We start from the raw sequence: 17,397 nt of genomic DNA on the forward strand, positions 1-17,397 counted from the left end.
AAGCAGCACGATAATCTGCCCCGCCCGTTTTCGCCAGCCCGGCCCCTCAAACCTTTTCGCTGTTTACCTGCACATGCAGCGCACGCCCGGCACCCAAGCCGAAAACGATGCCACCGATGCCCAGCACAGCAAAAATCCACCCAACCGCTGCCCAGCCACCGGTCAGATCGTGTACCAGCCCAACCGCGAACGGCCCCATCGACGCCAGGGTGTAACCTACCCCTTGAGCCATGCTCGACAGATTTGCCGCCACGTGTGCGTCCCCTGAACGCAAGACAATCAACGTCAACGCCAAGGCAAAAGTGCCGCCCTGCCCCAAGCCAAGCAGCACTGCCCACCCCCATAATCCGGAAATCGGCGCATAGAGGCAGCCGAACAGGCCCATTAGCGTCACCAGCATGACCACCACGATAGCCAGCCGTTGATCCTTGCCCCGCGTTGCCAGCCAAGGCGCGCCCAGCGAGCTGACCAATTGCACGATCACCGAGCCTGACAACACAAGGCCAGCCTCTGTTGGGCTGAGGCCACGGCCAATCAGTATGGACGGCAACCAGCCGAAGACGATGTAGGCCAGCGAGGACTGCAGCCCCATGTAGAGGGTAACCTGCCAAGCCAAGGGATCACGCCAAAGCCCTCGCACTTTGTAGGCAACTTTATGCTGGCCATGCCCCTGACGGGCCTGCGGCAACCACACCAACATGGCCAGCAGTGCCGGGGCAACCCAGAAGCCCAGGCCAATAGCCCAACTGCCCTCGAAGTGTCGGGCCAATGGCACCGTTGCACCGGCTGCCATCGCCGCACCAAGGCACAACGCCATGGTGTAGACGCCCGTCAACGTGCCGGCATGCTGTGGGAAATCTCGTTTTACAATGCCAGGCAAGAGCACGCCGATGATGCCAATACTGGCGCCGGCCATCAGGCTGCCGAGATACACACCTCCGGCGCCGAAGGTGCTGCGCACCAAAATACCCAGGGCCAACACCAACAGAATGCCCAGAATCACCCGCTCGCTTCCGAAACGGCGAGCCAATACCGGGGCCAATGGCGCGAATAGCCCCAGGCAGAGCACTGGCAATGTCGTCAACAAGCCCGCCTGCGATGCACTAAGCCCCAGGCTTTCAGACACCTGCCCCAGCACTGGCGCCATACTCGACAGCGCTGGGCGCAGGTTCAAGGCCACCAGTACCAGCCCCAGCAACAAAAGCCAGGGGCGTTGAAGCAGCGCGGGTTTCTGCACCTGCTCATCATCTGCTTCGGCATCGATCAGAAGTTCGTCCAGCTCCCGCTCCCGGGCAGGAGGTTCACGGGTTATGGGGTCAGCCATGGGTATCTCGCATCAGGATTCAATAAGGGTGCGGCTCAGGCGCTTGGCCTGCTCCGCGTCACGTTGCTCGATGGCATCCACGATCTGCCCGTGCAAATCGAACGTCGCCTGGCAACGGGGCACCGTGGTCATGTTGTGCTGCAATGCCGCTGCGACCACACCGGAGAAATAACGGTACAACTCACTGAGCGCAGGGTTGTGTGCGGAGTCGATCAGCCGCTGGTGAAACACCAGGTCGCAAGCGACATAGGCATTGATATCGCCATGAAAATGCCCCGCACTGGCGTGCAATGCATCCCGCAGCGCATTCAGGTCGGCGTCGGTCCGACGCAGTGCCGCCAGGCCGATGGCTTCGGTTTCCAGAATATGACGCGTCTCCCGAGCCTGCTCCAGTGTGCATCGCGACATGGCCTGCACAGCCTGTAGCGGGTCTTGTGAAGTGCGCAGATAACTACCGTCGCCCTGACGGACCTCCACCAGCCCACTGAACGCCAGCACGCGCATGGCTTCACGCACGGTGTTACGGCTGATGCCCATTTCCACTGCCAGTACAGGCTCGGTCGGCAATCGCTCCCCTACTCGCCAGTGCCCTTGCAGAATGCGTTCACGCATGCGCTCGACAGCCAGCTCTACCAGAGAACGCCGAGGTAACTCGCTGCTCATCTAACTCACCCAATCATCCGATGAATTTGCAAAGCCTAATGGATGCTGAGCTTTGGAGCAATGCAACTGACATTTTTGCCAGTTGCGAGCGCACGCTCTGCCTGCAAATCTCGACGCACAGCTTCACGGGAGAGATTCAACGTGTCGATGAACAAACTGCCGCTTCTGGCTCGCTTGCTGCTCACGGGTTGCGACTCTACCCCAAACGCCATTCAACCCAAGGCGTTGATCATCGGCATGGACGGCGTGCAATGGGAGCGTTACGAGGGGCTGGAGGACACCAACCTCAAGTTGTACATGAAATATCGCAACAAGGCGTACGCAGGAGGCATTACAGAGCGGGCCAGCGATCAGAGGACCGTCAGCGGGCCAGGCTGGATGACCCTGCTGAGCGGAGTATGGGCAAACAAGCATGGGGTGGTGGATAACAACGAGTCGCTACGCATCAACCCTCAGTTCCCTAGCGTATTCAAACGGATCCGGCAGGCACGGCCCAACGCCTACATTGCCAGTATCGTGAACTGGGGCCCAATCAATACATTCCTGACCGAAGATGCCCGGGGCAATAATCTGAACTTGAACGTCAAACCCGATGAATCGGTTATCAGCGAGACTCTGAAGCTCATCACAGAGCAACCCGCAGACTTCACGTTCATTCAACTCGATGAGCCCGATGTAGCCGGCCATGACCATGGCTTCACTGGCACTGGATATGACGACGCAATACGTGAAGCCGATAGAAAGCTGGGGCTACTGATGCAAGCAATCGAAGAACGCGCCCAGAACAAACCCGAAGAAGACTGGCTTGTGATCGTCACTACCGACCATGGTCGTGAAGTGACAAATGACGAGCACAACGGTAAAGGGCACGGTGGCTCGTCAGAATCGGAAAAGACCATCTTCATTGCCAGCAATAAACCGCTGAATGAAGAACTCACCGAGCCCAGCATCCCTGAAGACAACCCGGGTCCGAACAATTTGTATGCCTATGCAGCCCAGACTTCGGTAACCCCGACAGTTCTCCGACACATGGGGATTGATCTGTTCCCGGCCTGGAAGCACGATGGCACGCCACTGCTTGGGGAAACAGGGGTACGCAAGGCACGGACAGACGAGCCCAATTCGCGCCTGCTGTGGAACAGCACCGCGAGCCAAAGCGTGCGAATTTACCGGAACGGTAGCGTGGTAGCAGAGGTGCCGGCGGTTATCGGTCAGTGGACCGACCCGCAAGGGATGGGGCTGGTAAATGACTATGTACTGGAGCTTGGCAGTACACCCGTGGCAGTACGTAACCAGCCAACGGACAGAGCACGCGATGCGGCTGGCACCGGTGACTGAGAATGGGGCCGTCCGGCGGCCCCATGCATTTCATCTCAGTTCAGCGCATCGATCAACGCCTGGTTCATCTGCGGCGTACCAATGGTAATGCGCAGGAACTGGGCGATCCGCTGCTGCTTGAAGTGGCGCACGATCACGCCCTGCTCACGCAAACGAGCGGCCAACTGCGCAGCATCTTGCTGCGGATGGCGGGCAAAGATGAAGTTGGCGGCCGAAGGCAGCACTTCGAAGCCCTTGGCGGCCAGTTGCTCAACCAATGCTTCACGGCTGTCGATCACCTTTTGGCAGGTTTGTTCAAAGTAGGCCTGATCTTCGAAGGCCGCAGCCGCGCCGACAATTGCCATACGGTCCAGCGGGTAGGAGTTGAAGCTGTTCTTGATACGCTCCAACGCCTCGATCAGGTCCGGGTGGCCAACCGCCAGGCCAACACGCAACCCGGCCAGCGAACGCGACTTCGACAGGGTCTGGGTCACCAGCAGGTTATCGTAACGGTCCACCAGCTTGATCGCCGTCTCGCCACCAAAATCGATGTAGGCTTCGTCAACCACCACCACCGAATCACGGTTGGCCTGCAGCAGCTTCTCCACGACCTCCAGCGGCATCAGGCAGCCAGTGGGTGCGTTGGGGTTGGGGAAGATGATGCCGGCGTTTGGCCTGGCGTAATCCTCGATGCGGATCTGGAACTGCTCATCCAGCGGCACCTGCTCGAACGGGATGCCATACAGGCCGCAATACACCGGATAGAAGCTGTAGCTGACATCCGGGAACAGCAGCGGGCCGCCGTGCTGGAACAAACCGTGGAAGATGTGCGCCAACACCTCGTCCGAACCGTTGCCAACGAACACTTGGGCCGGGGTAACGTCGTAATACTCGGCGACGGCCTGCTTGAGCCGGTCACCGTTCGGGTCCGGGTACAGGCGCAGGTTGTCGTTGAGCTCACCGCGCATGGCTTCCAGCGCCTTGGGCGACGGGCCATAGGGGTTTTCGTTGGTGTTCAGCTTGACCAGCTTGGCCAGCTTGGGCTGTTCGCCCGGTACGTAAGGCACGAGGTCCTTGACGAAGGGGCTCCAGAATCGACTCATGCTCAGTTCCCCTTGTCTTGGGTCAGGATGCGGTATTCGGCACTGCGGGCGTGGGCGGTCAGCGACTCGCCGCGGGCCAGGACCGAAGCGGTGTGGCCCAGCTCGGATGCGCCCTGCTCAGAGCAGAAGATGATCGACGAACGCTTCTGGAAGTCATAAACCCCCAGTGGCGACGAGAAACGGGCGGTACCGGAGGTTGGCAGCACGTGGTTGGGGCCGGCGCAGTAGTCGCCCAGCGCTTCGCTGGTGTGGCGCCCCATGAAGATCGCGCCAGCGTGACGAATCTGCGGCAGCCAGGCCTGCGGGTCGGCCACCGACAGTTCCAGGTGCTCCGGTGCGATGCGGTTGGCCACCTCAATGGCCTGTTGCATGTCACGCACTTGAATCAGTGCACCACGACCGTTGATCGATTTTTCGATGATTTCGGCGCGCTCCATGGTCGGCAGCAGCTTGTCGATGCTGGCGGCAACGCGGTCGAGGAAATCGGCATCCGGGCTGACCAGAATGGCCTGAGCGTCTTCGTCGTGCTCGGCCTGGGAGAACAGGTCCATGGCGATCCAGTCCGGATCGGTCTGGCCGTCGCACACCACGAGGATTTCCGACGGGCCGGCGATCATGTCGATACCGACCTGGCCGAACACGTGGCGCTTGGCGGTGGCCACATAGATGTTGCCAGGGCCGACGATCTTGTCTACCTGCGGCACGCTTTCGGTACCGTAGGCCAGGGCCGCAACCGCTTGGGCGCCACCAACGGTGAACACGCGGTCGACACCGGCGATGCAGGCGGCGGCCAGCACCAGCTCGTTGACCTCGCCACGCGGGGTCGGCACCACCATGACCACTTCGGTCACACCGGCGACTTTGGCTGGAATGGCGTTCATCAGTACCGACGACGGGTAGGACGCTTTACCGCCCGGCACGTACAGGCCGGCGCGATCCAATGGGGTCACCTTCTGGCCCAGCACGGTGCCGTCTGCTTCGGTGTACTGCCACGAATCCTGCTTCTGCCGCTCGTGGTACACACGCACGCGGTCAGCAGCCTTTTCCAGGGCTTCGCGCTGGGCCGGGGTGATGCGGGTCAGCGCCAGCTCCAGGCGCTCGCGGCCGAGGATCAGGTCATCAATGCTTTTGGCGTCAACGCCATCGAAACGCTGGGTGAATTCCACCAGCGCCGCATCACCGCGCTCGCGCACGGCCTTGATGATGTCGAGCACGCGCTGGTTAACCGCGTCATCGGACACACTTTCCCAGCTCAGCAGATGATCCAGATGTCGGGCGAAATCCGGATCAGCGGCGTTGAGACGGGCAATTGCAGTGGACACGGTCATGGCGGGGCCTCGATTTATTAGCGAATGCTCAGGCGCCCTAGGCTACCAGTCCATCCGCGCGGGCACCCGAGAAAAATGGCTATGACGCGGATAGACGGGCGCGACAGCAGAGGTCGCGCACAGGACTCAGCCGCGGTGTCGCGATTCGACCGCTTTGCGCAGGGTATCGATCAGGCTCTGGATGCGGGCGTGCTGCATCTTCATGGAAGCCTTGTTAACCACCAGGCGCGAACTGATCGTGGCGATAAGGTCTTGAGGTTCCAGGCCATTGGCGCGCAGGGTATTGCCGGTGTCGACCACGTCGATGATCTTGTCGGCCAGGTTGATCAGCGGCGCCAGCTCCATCGAGCCGTACAGCTTGATGATGTCGACCTGGCGGCCCTGCTCGGCGTAATAACGCTTGGCCACGTTGACGAACTTGGTGGCCACGCGCAGGCGGCCCTTCGGCTCAGGGGCGCCGGTGACGCCGGCGGTCATCAGCTTGCACTTGGCAATCTGCAGGTCCAGTGGCTCGTACAGGCCCTGGCCGCCGTACTCCATCAGCACGTCCTTGCCGGCCACGCCCAGGTCGGCGGCGCCATGCTCGACATAGGTCGGCACGTCGGTGGCACGCACGATCAGCAGGCGCACGTCGTCCTGCGTGGTGGGGATGATCAGCTTGCGGCTCTTGTCCGGGTTCTCGGTCGGCACGATACCGGCCTCGGCCAGCAGCGGCAGGGTATCGTCGAGAATACGGCCTTTGGAAAGCGCGATGGTCAACATTGGAACGTCGGTCCTTAAGCGGCTACTGCCGGCCGGGCTGTTTACGCCCGGCCGCATTCAATTCGAATGGCACATCCTTGTGCCAGCGGGCGACTAGCCCGGTACGCGGCGGATTTTCGCGCCGAGCATCTGCAGTTTTTCTTCGATGCACTCGTAACCACGGTCGATGTGGTAAATGCGGTCGATCAGGGTGTCACCTTCGGCAACCAGCGCCGACAGCACCAGGCTGGCGGATGCGCGCAGGTCGGTGGCCATCACCGGGGCGCCTTTGAGGGCCGGCACGCCGGTCACGATGGCGGTGTTGCCCTCGACCTGGATGTGCGCGCCCATGCGGTGCATTTCGTACACGTGCATGAAACGGTTTTCGAAGATCGTTTCGATGACCGCGCCAGTGCCTTCGGCAATGGCGTTCAGCGAAATGAACTGCGCCTGCATGTCGGTCGGGAATGCCGGGTACGGGGCGGTACGCAGGTTTACGGCTTTTGGCCGCTTGCCGTGCATGTCCAGCTCGATCCAATCTTCACCGGTGGTGACGTCGGCACCGGCTTCCTTGAGCTTTTCCAGTACGGCTTCAAGGATGGTCGGGTCGGTGTCCTTGACCTTCACGCGGCCACCGGTCACGGCAGCGGCAACCAGATAGGTACCGGTTTCGATACGGTCAGGCATCACCCGGTAGCTGGCCGAATCCAGGCGCTCAACGCCATCAATGGTGATGGTGTCGGTGCCGGCACCCTGCACCTTGCCGCCCATGGCGTTGATGAAGTTGGCCAGGTCGACCACTTCCGGCTCGCGAGCGGCGTTTTGCAGCACGCTGCGGCCTTTGGCCAGCGCAGCAGCCATCATGATGTTCTCGGTACCGGTCACGCTGACGGTATCGAAGAAGAAGTGCGCACCGCGCAGGCCACCTTCAGGCGCCTGGGCCTTGATGTAACCACCTTCGACCTCGATCTTTGCACCCATGGCCTCAAGGCCGCGGATATGCAGGTCGACCGGGCGCGAGCCGATGGCGCAGCCACCCGGCAGGGCCACTTCAGCCTTGCCGAAGCGTGCAACCATGGGGCCGAGCACCAGGATCGAGGCGCGCATGGTCTTGACCAACTCGTAAGGCGCGACCAGGGTCTTGATGGTGCGCGGGTCGATCTCCACCGCCAGCTTCTCGTCGATCACAGGCTCGATGCCCATGCGACCGAACAGCTCGATCATGGTGGTGATGTCGTGCAGGTGTGGCAGGTTGCCCACGGTGACCGGGCCATCGGCCAGCAGGGTCGCCGCCAGAATCGGCAGGGCTGCGTTCTTCGCGCCCGAAATGCGGATCTCGCCGTCGAGGCGAGCGCCGCCAGTAATAATCAGTTTGTCCATTGGAGTCTCGCCGCCACGTTGGCTCAGGTGCGCTCAGCCCAGGCTGCGCTGCTGAAAAATTTCATGGTTACTGCATGGATGCTGCCATTGGCGATCCACGGATTAAGGTGAGCATAGATCGCCTGCTGACGCTTGACCGGGCTCAGGCCAGCCAACTCGTCGCTGATCACGTTCAACTGGAAGTTGCAGCCTTCGCCTTCAACTTCGACCCGGGATCCCGGCAATTTTTCTTCAAGGAAGCTCTTAACTTCTACGGCCTGCATGCTCAACCTCAATCGGCGCCCGATGCGCACGGGTCGGCCATCATACAAAAAAGCCCCTCGCCTGCGAAGCCCACAAAGGGCCCGCGCTGACCGAGGGGCTCTCCATCACTGGCGAGCCATCAGCCTGCCAGCACTTCATCCAGGTCATAGACCTCGGCAATTTCGCGCATGTCGTCGGGCATGCTGCGCACTTCACAGGCCTTGCCGGCCGCCTGGGCATCTCGGATAAATGCCAGCAACAGCGACAAACCGACGCTGGTTGAGCGCGCCACGCCGGAGCAATCCAGCACCAGGCGCGCCTCACCGCTAGCGGTAATCAGTGCCTTGCCCTGCTTGCGCAGAGCCGGGCCACTGCGATAGTCCAGCACACCGGCCAGGCGCAGCACGCCCGGCTCGGCCATGCTCACATCGGCCTCACTCATTTGACGGCCTTCTCCGGAGAGTTATCGGCGGTTTCCTTGGCCTTGGCCACTTCGCCGGCCCAGCCGTCGATGGTCTTGTCCAAGTCGTTGCCATTACGCTGCATGGCGTCGGCGAACTGGTCGCGGAACAGCTTGCCGATGTTGATGCCGTTGACGATGACGTTACGCACCTTCCACTCGCCACCCAGGTTCTCGAGGGTGTACTGGACCGGGTACACGGCACCGTTATTACCGGTGACCTTCATGCCAACACTGGCACGCTTGCCATCATCGGCCTTGGCCGGGTCGACGGTGATGCCCTGATTGTTGTACTCCAGCAGCGCATTGCCATAGAACTGCATCAGGCTACGCTTGAAGTTTTCCTGAAAGCGCTGCATCTGCGCTGGGGTGGCCTTGCGCGAATACTTGACGGTCATGATGCTCCGGGAAATCCCGTCAGCATCGACCACCGGGCCCAGAATGCGGTTCAGGGCATCGTAGAAGGCATTAGGGTTGCTTTTGTACTGCTCTTTGTTGGCCTTCAGGTCGCTAAGCAGTTCAGTGGTCGTACCCTGAACCACGTCATGGGGCGACTGGGCCGCAAACGTCAGCAGGGGGAAGGCCGCCAGCAGGACCAGCAGGCCACGTCGCAGGATCGAAATCATGGAAACTCCTTAATTAGCCGGTTGCGCTTCTTTCGGTTCCTTGCCAACGGAGTTGAGCAGGAACTTGCCAATAAGATCTTCCAGCACCAGCGCCGACTGGGTGTCGTGGATGGTCGCGCCATCCTTGAGCACGTCGTCTTCACCGCCCACGCTGATGCCGATGTACTTCTCGCCAAGCAAACCGGCGGTCAGGATCGAAGCGGTGGAGTCGGTCGGCAGGTTATCGACCGACTTATCCAGCTGCAGCGTCACCCGGCCGGTGTAGGAATCACGGTCCAGATCGATGGCGGTGACCTTGCCGATCGTCACACCGGCCATGGTCACTTTAGCTCTGACCGTCAAACCCGCGATATTGTCGAAGTACGCGTAAACTTTATAGGTATCGCTGCTCGGGCTGGCCGACAGCCCGCTGACACGCAGGGCCAGCAGCAGCAGCGCCAGGATCCCGGCCAGGAGGAACAGGCCGACACCGATTTCCAGGGTGCGGTTTTGCATCAGAAATCTCCAAACATCAAGGCGGTCAGAATAAAGTCCAGACCCAGTACTGCCAACGAGGCATAGACCACGGTCTTGGTGGTGGCACGGCTGATCCCTTCTGAAGTGGGCTCGCAGTCGTACCCCTGGAATACGGCAATCCAGGTTGTGACGAAGGCGAACACCAGGCTCTTGATCAGCCCGTTGAGCACGTCGTCGGTGAACGAAACACTGTTCTGCATGTTGGCCCAGAACGAACCTTCGTAGACCCCCAGCCAGTCAACCGCCACCCACGATCCGCCCCAGATGCCGACCACGCTGAAGATCAGCGCCAGCAAAGGCAGCGAGATGAAACCGGCCCACAGACGCGGTGCGACGATGTACTTGAGCGGGTCGACGCCGATCATTTCGAGGCTCGACAGCTGCTCGGTGGATTTCATGTTGCCGATTTCGGCGGTCAGTGCAGAGCCTGCGCGCCCGGCAAACAACAGCGCGGTCACCACGGGCCCCAGTTCACGCAGCAACGTGAGGGCGACCATCTGCCCAACCGCCTGCTCGGAGCCGTACTTGGTCAGGATGCTGTAGCCCTGAAGGGCCAGCACCATGCCGATGAACATGCCGGACACCACCACGATGGCCAGCGACAGCACGCCCACCGAATACAACTGCCGGGTCAGTAACTGGAAGCCGCCGCCTATGCCGCCACGACCGACCAGCGCATGGAACAGGAACAGGCAGGAACGCCCCAGTACCGCCAGAATGTCGATGGCCGAGCGGCCCAACACGCGAATGCGTTCGAGTAAGGATTTTCTGCGCATCAACGCGCCCCCAGCAAATCGGCGCGGTAGTCAGGCGCAGGGAAATGGAAGGGCACCGGGCCGTCCGGGTCGCCCTTCATGAACTGGCGAATGCGCGGGTTATCGGACCCCATCAGCTCGTCAGGCGTACCTTGGCCCAACACCTGACCATCGCCCACCACGTAGATGTAGTCGGCGATGCTGGCGGTTTCGGCCAGGTCATGGGACACCACGATGCTGGTGATACCCAACGCATCGTTGAGCAGGCGGATCAGCCGTACCAGTACGCCCATGGCGATTGGGTCCTGGCCGACGAATGGCTCGTCGTACATCAGGATCTGCGGGTCCAGGGCAATGGCGCGGGCCAGTGCCACACGGCGCTTCATACCGCCAGACAGTTCGTCGGGCATCAGGTCGATGGCGCCACGAAGGCCCACGGCCTGCAGCTTCATCAGCACGATGTCGCGGATCATCTCGTCCGACAGCTGCGTGTGCACACGCAGCGGAAACGCCACGTTCTCGAACACGTCGAGGTCGGTGAACAAGGCGCCGCTCTGGAACAGCACCCCCATCTGCTTGCGCGCGTCGAACAGGTCGCTGCGTGACAGGCTCGGCAGGTTTTGCCCGGCAACCCATACTTCGCCGCCCGAGGGGCGCAATTGCGCGCCCATCAAGCGCAGCAACGTGGTTTTGCCGCACCCCGATGGCCCCATGATACCGGTGACCTTGCCCCGCGGGATGCGAATGTCCACGTTGCTGAAAATGCTGCGCGAACCGCGCTTGAAGGTGACTCCCTTCAACTCGACCGCGTAGGCGCTATCCACACTCATCTAGACTCCTTGCTAGTGCAGCCTTGTCCTAGTTGACGCCGGCCTCCATCGTGAAGGCACACGCGCCCCTGGCGGGCTGAATAGCGGCGAACTATAGCACCGCTGCCCGTGCCGCCCCAAGGCCATGGAACGGTCGTTCAGGCTAACGACAGGCTTGGCAATCATTCGATACGACAATCGAAAGGGTGAGGCTTTCTTCCATTGCGGCTATAATCGCCGCCTTTTCATCAGGCATTGTTTATCGACATGAGCCAATCCAGCGAGTTGATCCAGTCCGCGTTGCGCACGCTGCGCCTGGAAATCGAGGCCGTAGAAGGCCTTGTCGCCCGGATCGACGCCAACTTCGTCAAGGCTTGCGAGCTGATTCTGGCGAGCAAGGGCCGTGTCGTGGTGGTCGGCATGGGCAAGTCCGGGCACATCGGCAGCAAGATTGCCGCCACCCTGGCGAGCACCGGCACGACCGCATTTTTCGTGCATCCGGCCGAGGCCAGTCATGGCGACATGGGCATGATCACCCGTGACGATGTCATCCTTGCCCTGTCCAATTCGGGCAGCACAGCTGAAATCGTCACCCTGCTGCCATTGATCAAGCGCCTGGGCATCCAGCTGATCAGCCTGACCGGCAACCCGGATTCGCCGCTGGCGCTGGCCGCCGAAGTCAATCTCGATGCACGCGTGGCGCAGGAAGCCTGCCCGCTGAACCTGGCCCCTACTTCCTCCACCACAGCGGCATTGGTACTGGGGGATGCTTTGGCCATCGCACTGCTGGAGGCGCGCGGCTTCACCGCTGAAGATTTCGCCTTTTCGCACCCGGGTGGCGCCTTGGGCCGCCGCCTGCTGCTCAAGGTCGAAAACGTGATGCATGCCGGCGATGACCTGCCTCAGGTGCAGCGCGGCACATTGCTCAAGGACGCCCTGCTTGAAATGTCCCGCAAAGGTTTAGGCATGACCGTCGTCCTCGAAAAGGACGGCACCCTTGCCGGGATCTTCACCGACGGCGACCTGCGCCGCAGCCTGGACCGCAACATCGACGTGCACAAAACGCTGATCGACCAGGTAATGACCGTGCACGGCAAAACCGCCCGAGCCGAGATGCTCGCCGCCGAAGCGCTTAAAATCATGGAAGACCACAAAATCAACGCGCTGGTGGTGGTCGACAAGGACGACCGCCCGACTGGCGCCCTGAACATGCACGACCTGCTGCGCGCAGGCGTCATGTAACGAGACCATGGCGATGACCCAGACCCTGCTGCAACGTGGCAAAGCCATCAAGCTTGCCGTCTTCGACGTGGACGGCGTGCTCACCGATGGCCGCCTGTACTTCCTTGAAGACGGCAGCGAATTCAAGACCTTCAACACCCTCGACGGCCACGGCATCAAAATGCTCATGGCCTCGGGCGTGACCACGGCAATCATCAGCGGGCGCAAGACCCCAGTGGTGGAACGCCGGGCCAAAAACCTCGGCATCCCGCACCTGTTCCAGGGCCGGGAAGACAAATTGGTGGTACTCGACAGCCTGCTTGCCGAACTGGGCCTAAGCTATGAACAGGTCGCCTACCTGGGCGACGACCTGCCCGACCTGCCGGTGATTCGCCGGGTGGGGCTGGGCATGGCGGTGGCCAATGCCGCACCGTTCGTACGCCAGCACGCCCACGGCGTGACCGACGCGCGAGGCGGCGAAGGTGCCGCACGCGAGTTCTGCGAACTGATCATGCAGGCCCAGGGCACCCTGGACGCTGCCAACGCTCACTATCTGTAAGGCTGCCCATGTTCAGCAAGAAAGCCCGCAATATTGCGCTGCTCGTGGTGATTGCCGCCCTGCTGGCGGCCATCGGCTACTGGAATGTCAGCCCTGAAAGCTTCCTCGACAAGCCCGTGGCCCAAGTCGACGAAAGTGCCATCGACTATTACGCCACCAACGCCCACAGCGTGCAGTTTCTGCCCGACGGCAAGCTGCAGTACGAAATGACCGCCGACAAGGTCGAACACCTGCGTGTCAGTGAGGTCACACTGGTGACCAAACCGGACCTGCACATGTACCGCGGCACCGAATACCCCTGGCACGTGCAAAGTGTGCGCGCCGAGGTCAATCCGGACGGCACCGAGGTCGAGCTGATCGACCAGGTGCGGGTTGCCCGCACCGATGAAAAACAGCGCGAAACCATCATCACCAGCTCGCGCATGACGGTATTCCCACAGAAGCAATATGCGCAGACCGAGCAAGCCGTTAGAATCGACGGCGCCGGTGGCACCACCACAGGCAAGGGAATGAAAGCGTATTTGAAAGAAGGCAGGATGGACCTGCTCTCTAACGTAAGAGGACAGTATGAGGCTCGTTAAAACCCTCCCCCTTTTGCTCAGCCTGAGCGCAGCACTGGGAAGCGCGAGCGCCTTCGCCCTGCCGAACGACCGTGACCAGCCGATCCGCATCCAGGCCGACAACGCGCACCTGGACGACAAGCAAGGCGTGGCCACCTACACCGGCGATGTGATCATCACGCAAGGTTCGATGATGATCAAAGGCAACACCGTGACCATGACCCGTGCCGCCAATGGCGATATCGACGTAGTGACCTCGGTGGGCAACCTGGCCTACTTCGAGCAACAGCAGAGTGCTGCAAAGCCCGACAAAATGAAGGGCTGGGCGGTGACCATCCAGTACCAGGCACAGAAGGACACGGTCATTCTTACCGACCGCGCCAAGGTCGAGAACGAAGGCAACACCACCGAAGGCGAGAAGATCGTCTACAACACCAAGTCCCAGGTTGCGACCGCCGGTCGCGGTGGCAACGTGACCCAGCCACGTCAGCGCATCGACATGGTGATCCAGCCTAAGAAGAAGGCCGAGTAAATGGCAACCCTCAAAGCCCAGCACCTGGCCAAGAGCTACAAGGGGCGGCAGGTCGTACGTGACGTCAGCCTGTCGATCGACAGTGGCCAGATCGTCGGCCTGCTCGGCCCCAACGGCGCCGGCAAGACCACCTGCTTCTACATGATCGTAGGGCTGGTACAGGCCGACCAGGGCCGTGTGCGCATCGACAACCTCGACGTGAGCCACCAGCCCATGCACGGCCGCGCTCGCGCGGGCATCGGTTACCTGCCGCAGGAAGCTTCCATCTTCCGCAAGCTGTCAGTTGCCGACAACATCATGGCGATCCTCGAAACACGCCAGGATCTGGACCGTGAAGGCCGGCGCAAAGAGCTGGAAAGCCTGCTGCAGGAGTTTCACATCAGCCACATCCGCGACAACCTCGGCATGAGCCTGTCCGGTGGTGAGCGCCGCCGGGTGGAAATCGCCCGCGCCCTGGCCACCGCACCGAAATTCATCCTGCTGGACGAACCGTTCGCAGGCGTCGACCCGATTTCGGTGGGCGACATCAAGCAGATCATCCATCACCTCAAGGCCAAGGGCATCGGGGTGCTGATCACCGACCACAACGTGCGTGAAACCCTGGATATCTGCGAGACCGCCTACATCGTCAACGATGGCCAACTGATCGCCGAAGGCGATGCCGAGACCATCCTGGCCAACGAGCTGGTCAAGGAAGTCTACCTGGGTCACGAGTTCCGCCTCTGACCCCGGTAGCGCGCCTGGAGCGCTGGCATTTATGCCCGGACGGGGCTTAAGTTGTTACAGCACTCTAGGCAAACGCTACATTTTAAGGCATAAAACTTGCTTGATTCTGGCGCCTCGGCGCCCGTGTAGTGGATGGCGCATGCGCGCCGGCGAACAAGGTATTTAGCCCCTGCCATGAAACCATCGCTCGTCCTAAAAATGGGCCAGCAACTGACGATGACCCCGCAGTTGCAACAGGCCATCCGTCTCCTGCAGCTTTCCACCCTGGACCTTCAGCAGGAAATCCAGGAAGCGCTGGAGTCCAACCCGATGCTCGAACGTCAGGAAGACGGCGACGACTTCGACAACAGCGACCCGATGGCGGATAACGCCGAGAACAAGCCGGCCGCCGAAGTCCAGGACAACAGCTTCCAGGAAAGCACCCCCAGCGCAGATAACCTGGAGGACGGCGAGTGGAGCGAGCGAATCCCCAATGAACTCCCGGTAGATACGGCCTGGGAGGACATCTACCAGACCAGCGCCAGCAGCCTGCCAAGCAACGATGACGACGAGTGGGACTTCACCACCCGCACATCCGCTGGCGAAAGCCTGCAGACCCACCTGCTGTGGCAGCTGAACCTGGCACCGATGTCGGACACGGATCGGCTGATCGCCGTCACCCTGATCGACTGCATCAACGACCAGGGCTACCTCGAAGAATCCCTCGACGAAATCTGTGCCGGCTTTGATCCGGAGCTCGACATCGAGCTGGACGAAATCGAAGCAGTACTGCACCGCATTCAGCAGTTCGAACCTGCCGGCGTCGGTGCTCGCACCCTGGGTGAATGCCTGCTGCTGCAACTGCGCCAGCTTCCCGCCAGCACGCCCTGGATGACCGAAGCCAAGCGCCTGGTTACCGACTTCATCGACCTGCTCGGCAGCCGCGACTACAGCCAGCTGATGCGCCGCATGAAGCTGAAAGAGGACGAACTGCGCCAGGTCATCGAACTGGTTCAAACCCTCAACCCGCGCCCAGGCTCGCAAATCGAGTCGAGTGAGCCGGAGTACGTGGTCCCTGACGTGATCGTACGCAAGGACAGCGACCGTTGGCTGGTTGAGCTCAATCAGGAGGCGGTGCCGCGCCTGCGGGTCAACCCGCAATATGCCGGTTTCGTACGCCGTGCCGACACCAGTGCCGACAACACTTTCATGCGCAACCAGTTGCAGGAAGCGCGCTGGTTCATCAAAAGCCTGCAAAGCCGCAATGAAACGCTGATGAAGGTTGCCACCCAGATCGTCGAGCACCAGCGCGGCTTCCTGGACCACGGCGACGAGGCAATGAAGCCATTGGTGCTTCACGATATTGCGGAAGCGGTGGGCATGCACGAGTCGACCATTTCGCGGGTGACCACGCAGAAATACATGCACACCCCACGCGGCATCTACGAACTGAAATACTTTTTCTCGAGCCACGTGAGCACCGCCGAAGGCGGAGAGTGCTCGTCTACAGCGATCCGCGCGATCATCAAGAAACTGGTTGCCGCGGAAAATGCGAAAAAGCCATTGAGTGACAGCAAGATCGCTGGTTTACTGGAGGCACAAGGCATCCAGGTCGCCCGTCGCACCGTCGCCAAGTACCGTGAGTCCCTCGGCATCGCACCGTCGAGCGAACGCAAGCGACTGATGTAGCCCCTGGATGTGCCACAGCGTTTGTGGGGCAGGTGCAATATCTGCCTCTTTATGCACGGGCAACAAAGGAGAAGCTGTATGCAAGTCAATATCAGTGGACAGCATGTAGAAGTCACCCAGCCGCTGCGCGATTACGTGCTTGAAAAGCTCGCCCGGGTGGAGAGTCACTTCGACAGGATCACCAACGTGCAGGTCATCATGAAGGTCGAGAAGCTGCAGCAGAAGGTCGAAGCGACCGTGCAGATTCCCGGCGGTGAAGTGGTTGCCAACGCCGAACACGAAGACATGTATGCAGCAATCGACGCCTTGGCCGACAAGCTCGACCGCCAACTGAAAAAACACAAGGAAAAACAGCAAAGCCTGCTGCAAGGTGCAGCTGCACGCTGATCCCTCTCATCCATGATCCGACTTGAAACCATCCTGACCCCCGGCCGTTCCCTGGTGAACGTGCCGGGCGGCAGCAAGAAGCGCGCCCTGGAAAAGGTCGCCACCCTGATTGCCGAACAAGTACCCGAGCTGGAGATGCAAAACGTCTTCGACAAGCTGATCGCCCGCGAAAAGCTTGGCTCCACCGGTTTTGGCAACGGCATCGCCATTCCCCACTGCCGGCTGGAAGGTTGCATTGCACCCGTCAGCGCCCTGCTCCACCTGGATGCTCCGATTGACTACGACGCCATTGATGGCGCCCCGGTCGACCTGCTGTTCGTCCTGCTGGTGCCAGAAGCTGCCACCGACGCCCATCTGGAGCTGCTGCGCCAGATTGCCAGCATGCTGGATCGCAAGGAGGTTCGCGAGCGCCTGCGTGCTGCAGACAGCAGCAAGGCCCTGTTCCAGGTAGTCCTGGACGTACAGAACGAGCACTGAAC

General features: G+C 61.0%; 21 protein-coding genes. 9 read left to right on the forward strand and 12 right to left on the reverse strand.

The window, feature by feature from the left end; all coding sequences use genetic code 11:
- Positions 1 to 46: 46 nt before the first annotated feature.
- Both PVV54_RS21280 and PVV54_RS21285 read right to left on the reverse strand, forming a co-directional pair.
- Positions 47 to 1,324 carry a CynX/NimT family MFS transporter gene (locus tag PVV54_RS21280; protein ID WP_274907130.1) on the reverse strand — a complete coding sequence of 426 codons (1,278 nt, stop codon included), beginning with the start codon at positions 1,322 to 1,324 and terminating at the stop codon, positions 47 to 49.
- Between the two features lie 12 nt (positions 1,325 to 1,336).
- A complete protein-coding gene (locus PVV54_RS21285; RefSeq protein WP_274907131.1) occupies positions 1,337 to 1,987 on the reverse strand; it encodes a FadR/GntR family transcriptional regulator in 651 nt (216 codons plus the stop codon).
- Between the two features lie 141 nt (positions 1,988 to 2,128).
- Here PVV54_RS21285 and PVV54_RS21290 point away from each other — a divergent pair, with 141 nt between their 5' ends.
- The gene (locus tag PVV54_RS21290; RefSeq protein ID WP_446731428.1) at positions 2,129 to 3,325 is read left to right on the forward strand and encodes an alkaline phosphatase family protein; all 1,197 of its coding nucleotides are present in this window, start codon (positions 2,129 to 2,131) and stop codon (positions 3,323 to 3,325) included.
- 35 nt (positions 3,326 to 3,360) lie between these two features.
- Here the strand turns inward: PVV54_RS21290 and hisC are convergent, their stop codons facing one another.
- The 10 genes from hisC to PVV54_RS21340 all read right to left on the reverse strand — a co-directional run bounded on the left by hisC (position 3,361) and on the right by PVV54_RS21340 (position 11,286).
- Positions 3,361 to 4,407, reverse strand: coding sequence for a histidinol-phosphate transaminase (hisC, locus tag PVV54_RS21295; RefSeq protein ID WP_274907132.1), 1,047 nt, complete (start codon positions 4,405 to 4,407; stop codon positions 3,361 to 3,363).
- A gap of 2 nt (positions 4,408 to 4,409) precedes the next feature.
- Entirely contained in the window at positions 4,410 to 5,735 is a 1,326-nt protein-coding gene (gene hisD, locus PVV54_RS21300) for a histidinol dehydrogenase (protein ID WP_274907133.1), read from the reverse strand.
- A 126-nt stretch (positions 5,736 to 5,861) separates the two neighbouring features.
- Complete coding sequence (hisG, locus tag PVV54_RS21305) at positions 5,862 to 6,497, reverse strand: ATP phosphoribosyltransferase (RefSeq protein ID WP_274907134.1); 636 nt, start codon at positions 6,495 to 6,497, stop codon at positions 5,862 to 5,864.
- Positions 6,498 to 6,590: 93 nt separating this feature from the next.
- Positions 6,591 to 7,856, reverse strand: a complete 1,266-nt coding sequence (gene murA / locus PVV54_RS21310; protein ID WP_274907135.1) for a UDP-N-acetylglucosamine 1-carboxyvinyltransferase — start codon at positions 7,854 to 7,856, stop codon at positions 6,591 to 6,593.
- Between the two features lie 23 nt (positions 7,857 to 7,879).
- Complete coding sequence (locus PVV54_RS21315; RefSeq protein WP_003255121.1) at positions 7,880 to 8,119, reverse strand: BolA family protein; 240 nt, start codon at positions 8,117 to 8,119, stop codon at positions 7,880 to 7,882.
- A gap of 119 nt (positions 8,120 to 8,238) precedes the next feature.
- Positions 8,239 to 8,541 carry an STAS domain-containing protein gene (locus PVV54_RS21320; RefSeq protein WP_274907136.1) on the reverse strand — a complete coding sequence of 101 codons (303 nt, stop codon included), beginning with the start codon at positions 8,539 to 8,541 and terminating at the stop codon, positions 8,239 to 8,241.
- On the reverse strand, positions 8,538 to 9,185 hold the full coding sequence (locus tag PVV54_RS21325) for an MlaC/ttg2D family ABC transporter substrate-binding protein (RefSeq protein WP_274907137.1): 648 nt from the start codon (positions 9,183 to 9,185) through the stop codon (positions 8,538 to 8,540). Before PVV54_RS21325 ends, PVV54_RS21320 begins: the two co-directional genes overlap by 4 nt.
- A 9-nt stretch (positions 9,186 to 9,194) precedes the next feature.
- Entirely contained in the window at positions 9,195 to 9,680 is a 486-nt protein-coding gene (mlaD, locus tag PVV54_RS21330; protein WP_014755441.1) for an outer membrane lipid asymmetry maintenance protein MlaD, read from the reverse strand.
- Positions 9,680 to 10,477, reverse strand: coding sequence for a lipid asymmetry maintenance ABC transporter permease subunit MlaE (gene mlaE / locus PVV54_RS21335; RefSeq protein ID WP_274907138.1), 798 nt, complete (start codon positions 10,475 to 10,477; stop codon positions 9,680 to 9,682). Before mlaE ends, mlaD begins: the two co-directional genes overlap by 1 nt.
- Positions 10,477 to 11,286, reverse strand: a complete 810-nt coding sequence (locus PVV54_RS21340) for an ATP-binding cassette domain-containing protein (RefSeq protein ID WP_159411975.1) — start codon at positions 11,284 to 11,286, stop codon at positions 10,477 to 10,479. The genes mlaE and PVV54_RS21340 overlap by 1 nt, the downstream gene beginning before the upstream one ends.
- A gap of 246 nt (positions 11,287 to 11,532) precedes the next feature.
- Between PVV54_RS21340 and PVV54_RS21345 the strand changes: the two genes are divergently transcribed.
- From PVV54_RS21345 to ptsN, 8 genes are all read left to right on the forward strand, one after another.
- Entirely contained in the window at positions 11,533 to 12,507 is a 975-nt protein-coding gene (locus PVV54_RS21345; RefSeq protein WP_274907139.1) for a KpsF/GutQ family sugar-phosphate isomerase, read from the forward strand.
- 13 nt (positions 12,508 to 12,520) lie between these two features.
- Entirely contained in the window at positions 12,521 to 13,045 is a 525-nt protein-coding gene (locus tag PVV54_RS21350) for a KdsC family phosphatase (protein WP_274907140.1), read from the forward strand.
- Between the two features lie 8 nt (positions 13,046 to 13,053).
- A complete protein-coding gene (gene lptC, locus PVV54_RS21355; protein ID WP_274907141.1) occupies positions 13,054 to 13,626 on the forward strand; it encodes an LPS export ABC transporter periplasmic protein LptC in 573 nt (190 codons plus the stop codon).
- Positions 13,613 to 14,137 carry a lipopolysaccharide transport periplasmic protein LptA gene (lptA, locus tag PVV54_RS21360; protein WP_029887549.1) on the forward strand — a complete coding sequence of 175 codons (525 nt, stop codon included), beginning with the start codon at positions 13,613 to 13,615 and terminating at the stop codon, positions 14,135 to 14,137. Before lptC ends, lptA begins: the two co-directional genes overlap by 14 nt.
- Positions 14,138 to 14,863 carry an LPS export ABC transporter ATP-binding protein gene (gene lptB, locus PVV54_RS21365; protein WP_274907142.1) on the forward strand — a complete coding sequence of 242 codons (726 nt, stop codon included), beginning with the start codon at positions 14,138 to 14,140 and terminating at the stop codon, positions 14,861 to 14,863. It begins immediately after the preceding gene.
- 174 nt (positions 14,864 to 15,037) lie between these two features.
- Positions 15,038 to 16,531 carry an RNA polymerase factor sigma-54 gene (locus PVV54_RS21370; RefSeq protein WP_274907143.1) on the forward strand — a complete coding sequence of 498 codons (1,494 nt, stop codon included), beginning with the start codon at positions 15,038 to 15,040 and terminating at the stop codon, positions 16,529 to 16,531.
- Positions 16,532 to 16,609: 78 nt separating this feature from the next.
- Complete coding sequence (gene hpf, locus PVV54_RS21375; protein ID WP_274907144.1) at positions 16,610 to 16,918, forward strand: ribosome hibernation-promoting factor, HPF/YfiA family; 309 nt, start codon at positions 16,610 to 16,612, stop codon at positions 16,916 to 16,918.
- Positions 16,919 to 16,930: 12 nt separating this feature from the next.
- A complete protein-coding gene (ptsN, locus tag PVV54_RS21380; protein ID WP_274907145.1) occupies positions 16,931 to 17,395 on the forward strand; it encodes a PTS IIA-like nitrogen regulatory protein PtsN in 465 nt (154 codons plus the stop codon).
- Positions 17,396 to 17,397: the final 2 nt, after the last annotated feature.

The organism is Pseudomonas sp. PSKL.D1 (assembly GCF_028898945.1).
Classification (GTDB): Bacteria; Pseudomonadota; Gammaproteobacteria; order Pseudomonadales; family Pseudomonadaceae; genus Aquipseudomonas.

Excerpts from the sequence above, each read along its gene's own strand:
- PVV54_RS21280 (WP_274907130.1), bottom strand. The coding sequence starts at position 1,324 with ATGGCTGACCCCATAACCCGTGAACCTCCTGCCCGGGAGCGGGAGCTG.
- PVV54_RS21285 (WP_274907131.1), bottom strand. The coding sequence starts at position 1,987 with ATGAGCAGCGAGTTACCTCGGCGTTCTCTGGTAGAGCTGGCTGTCGAG.
- hisC (WP_274907132.1), bottom strand. The coding sequence starts at position 4,407 with ATGAGTCGATTCTGGAGCCCCTTCGTCAAGGACCTCGTGCCTTACGTA.
- hisD (WP_274907133.1), bottom strand. The coding sequence starts at position 5,735 with ATGACCGTGTCCACTGCAATTGCCCGTCTCAACGCCGCTGATCCGGAT.
- hisG (WP_274907134.1), bottom strand. The coding sequence starts at position 6,497 with ATGTTGACCATCGCGCTTTCCAAAGGCCGTATTCTCGACGATACCCTG.
- murA (WP_274907135.1), bottom strand. The coding sequence starts at position 7,856 with ATGGACAAACTGATTATTACTGGCGGCGCTCGCCTCGACGGCGAGATC.
- PVV54_RS21315 (WP_003255121.1), bottom strand. The coding sequence starts at position 8,119 with ATGCAGGCCGTAGAAGTTAAGAGCTTCCTTGAAGAAAAATTGCCGGGA.
- PVV54_RS21320 (WP_274907136.1), bottom strand. The coding sequence starts at position 8,541 with ATGAGTGAGGCCGATGTGAGCATGGCCGAGCCGGGCGTGCTGCGCCTG.
- PVV54_RS21325 (WP_274907137.1), bottom strand. The coding sequence starts at position 9,185 with ATGATTTCGATCCTGCGACGTGGCCTGCTGGTCCTGCTGGCGGCCTTC.
- mlaD (WP_014755441.1), bottom strand. The coding sequence starts at position 9,680 with ATGCAAAACCGCACCCTGGAAATCGGTGTCGGCCTGTTCCTCCTGGCC.
- mlaE (WP_274907138.1), bottom strand. The coding sequence starts at position 10,477 with ATGCGCAGAAAATCCTTACTCGAACGCATTCGCGTGTTGGGCCGCTCG.
- PVV54_RS21340 (WP_159411975.1), bottom strand. The coding sequence starts at position 11,286 with ATGAGTGTGGATAGCGCCTACGCGGTCGAGTTGAAGGGAGTCACCTTC.
- PVV54_RS21345 (WP_274907139.1), top strand. The coding sequence starts at position 11,533 with ATGAGCCAATCCAGCGAGTTGATCCAGTCCGCGTTGCGCACGCTGCGC.
- PVV54_RS21350 (WP_274907140.1), top strand. The coding sequence starts at position 12,521 with ATGACCCAGACCCTGCTGCAACGTGGCAAAGCCATCAAGCTTGCCGTC.
- lptC (WP_274907141.1), top strand. The coding sequence starts at position 13,054 with ATGTTCAGCAAGAAAGCCCGCAATATTGCGCTGCTCGTGGTGATTGCC.
- lptA (WP_029887549.1), top strand. The coding sequence starts at position 13,613 with ATGAGGCTCGTTAAAACCCTCCCCCTTTTGCTCAGCCTGAGCGCAGCA.
- lptB (WP_274907142.1), top strand. The coding sequence starts at position 14,138 with ATGGCAACCCTCAAAGCCCAGCACCTGGCCAAGAGCTACAAGGGGCGG.
- PVV54_RS21370 (WP_274907143.1), top strand. The coding sequence starts at position 15,038 with ATGAAACCATCGCTCGTCCTAAAAATGGGCCAGCAACTGACGATGACC.
- hpf (WP_274907144.1), top strand. The coding sequence starts at position 16,610 with ATGCAAGTCAATATCAGTGGACAGCATGTAGAAGTCACCCAGCCGCTG.
- ptsN (WP_274907145.1), top strand. The coding sequence starts at position 16,931 with ATGATCCGACTTGAAACCATCCTGACCCCCGGCCGTTCCCTGGTGAAC.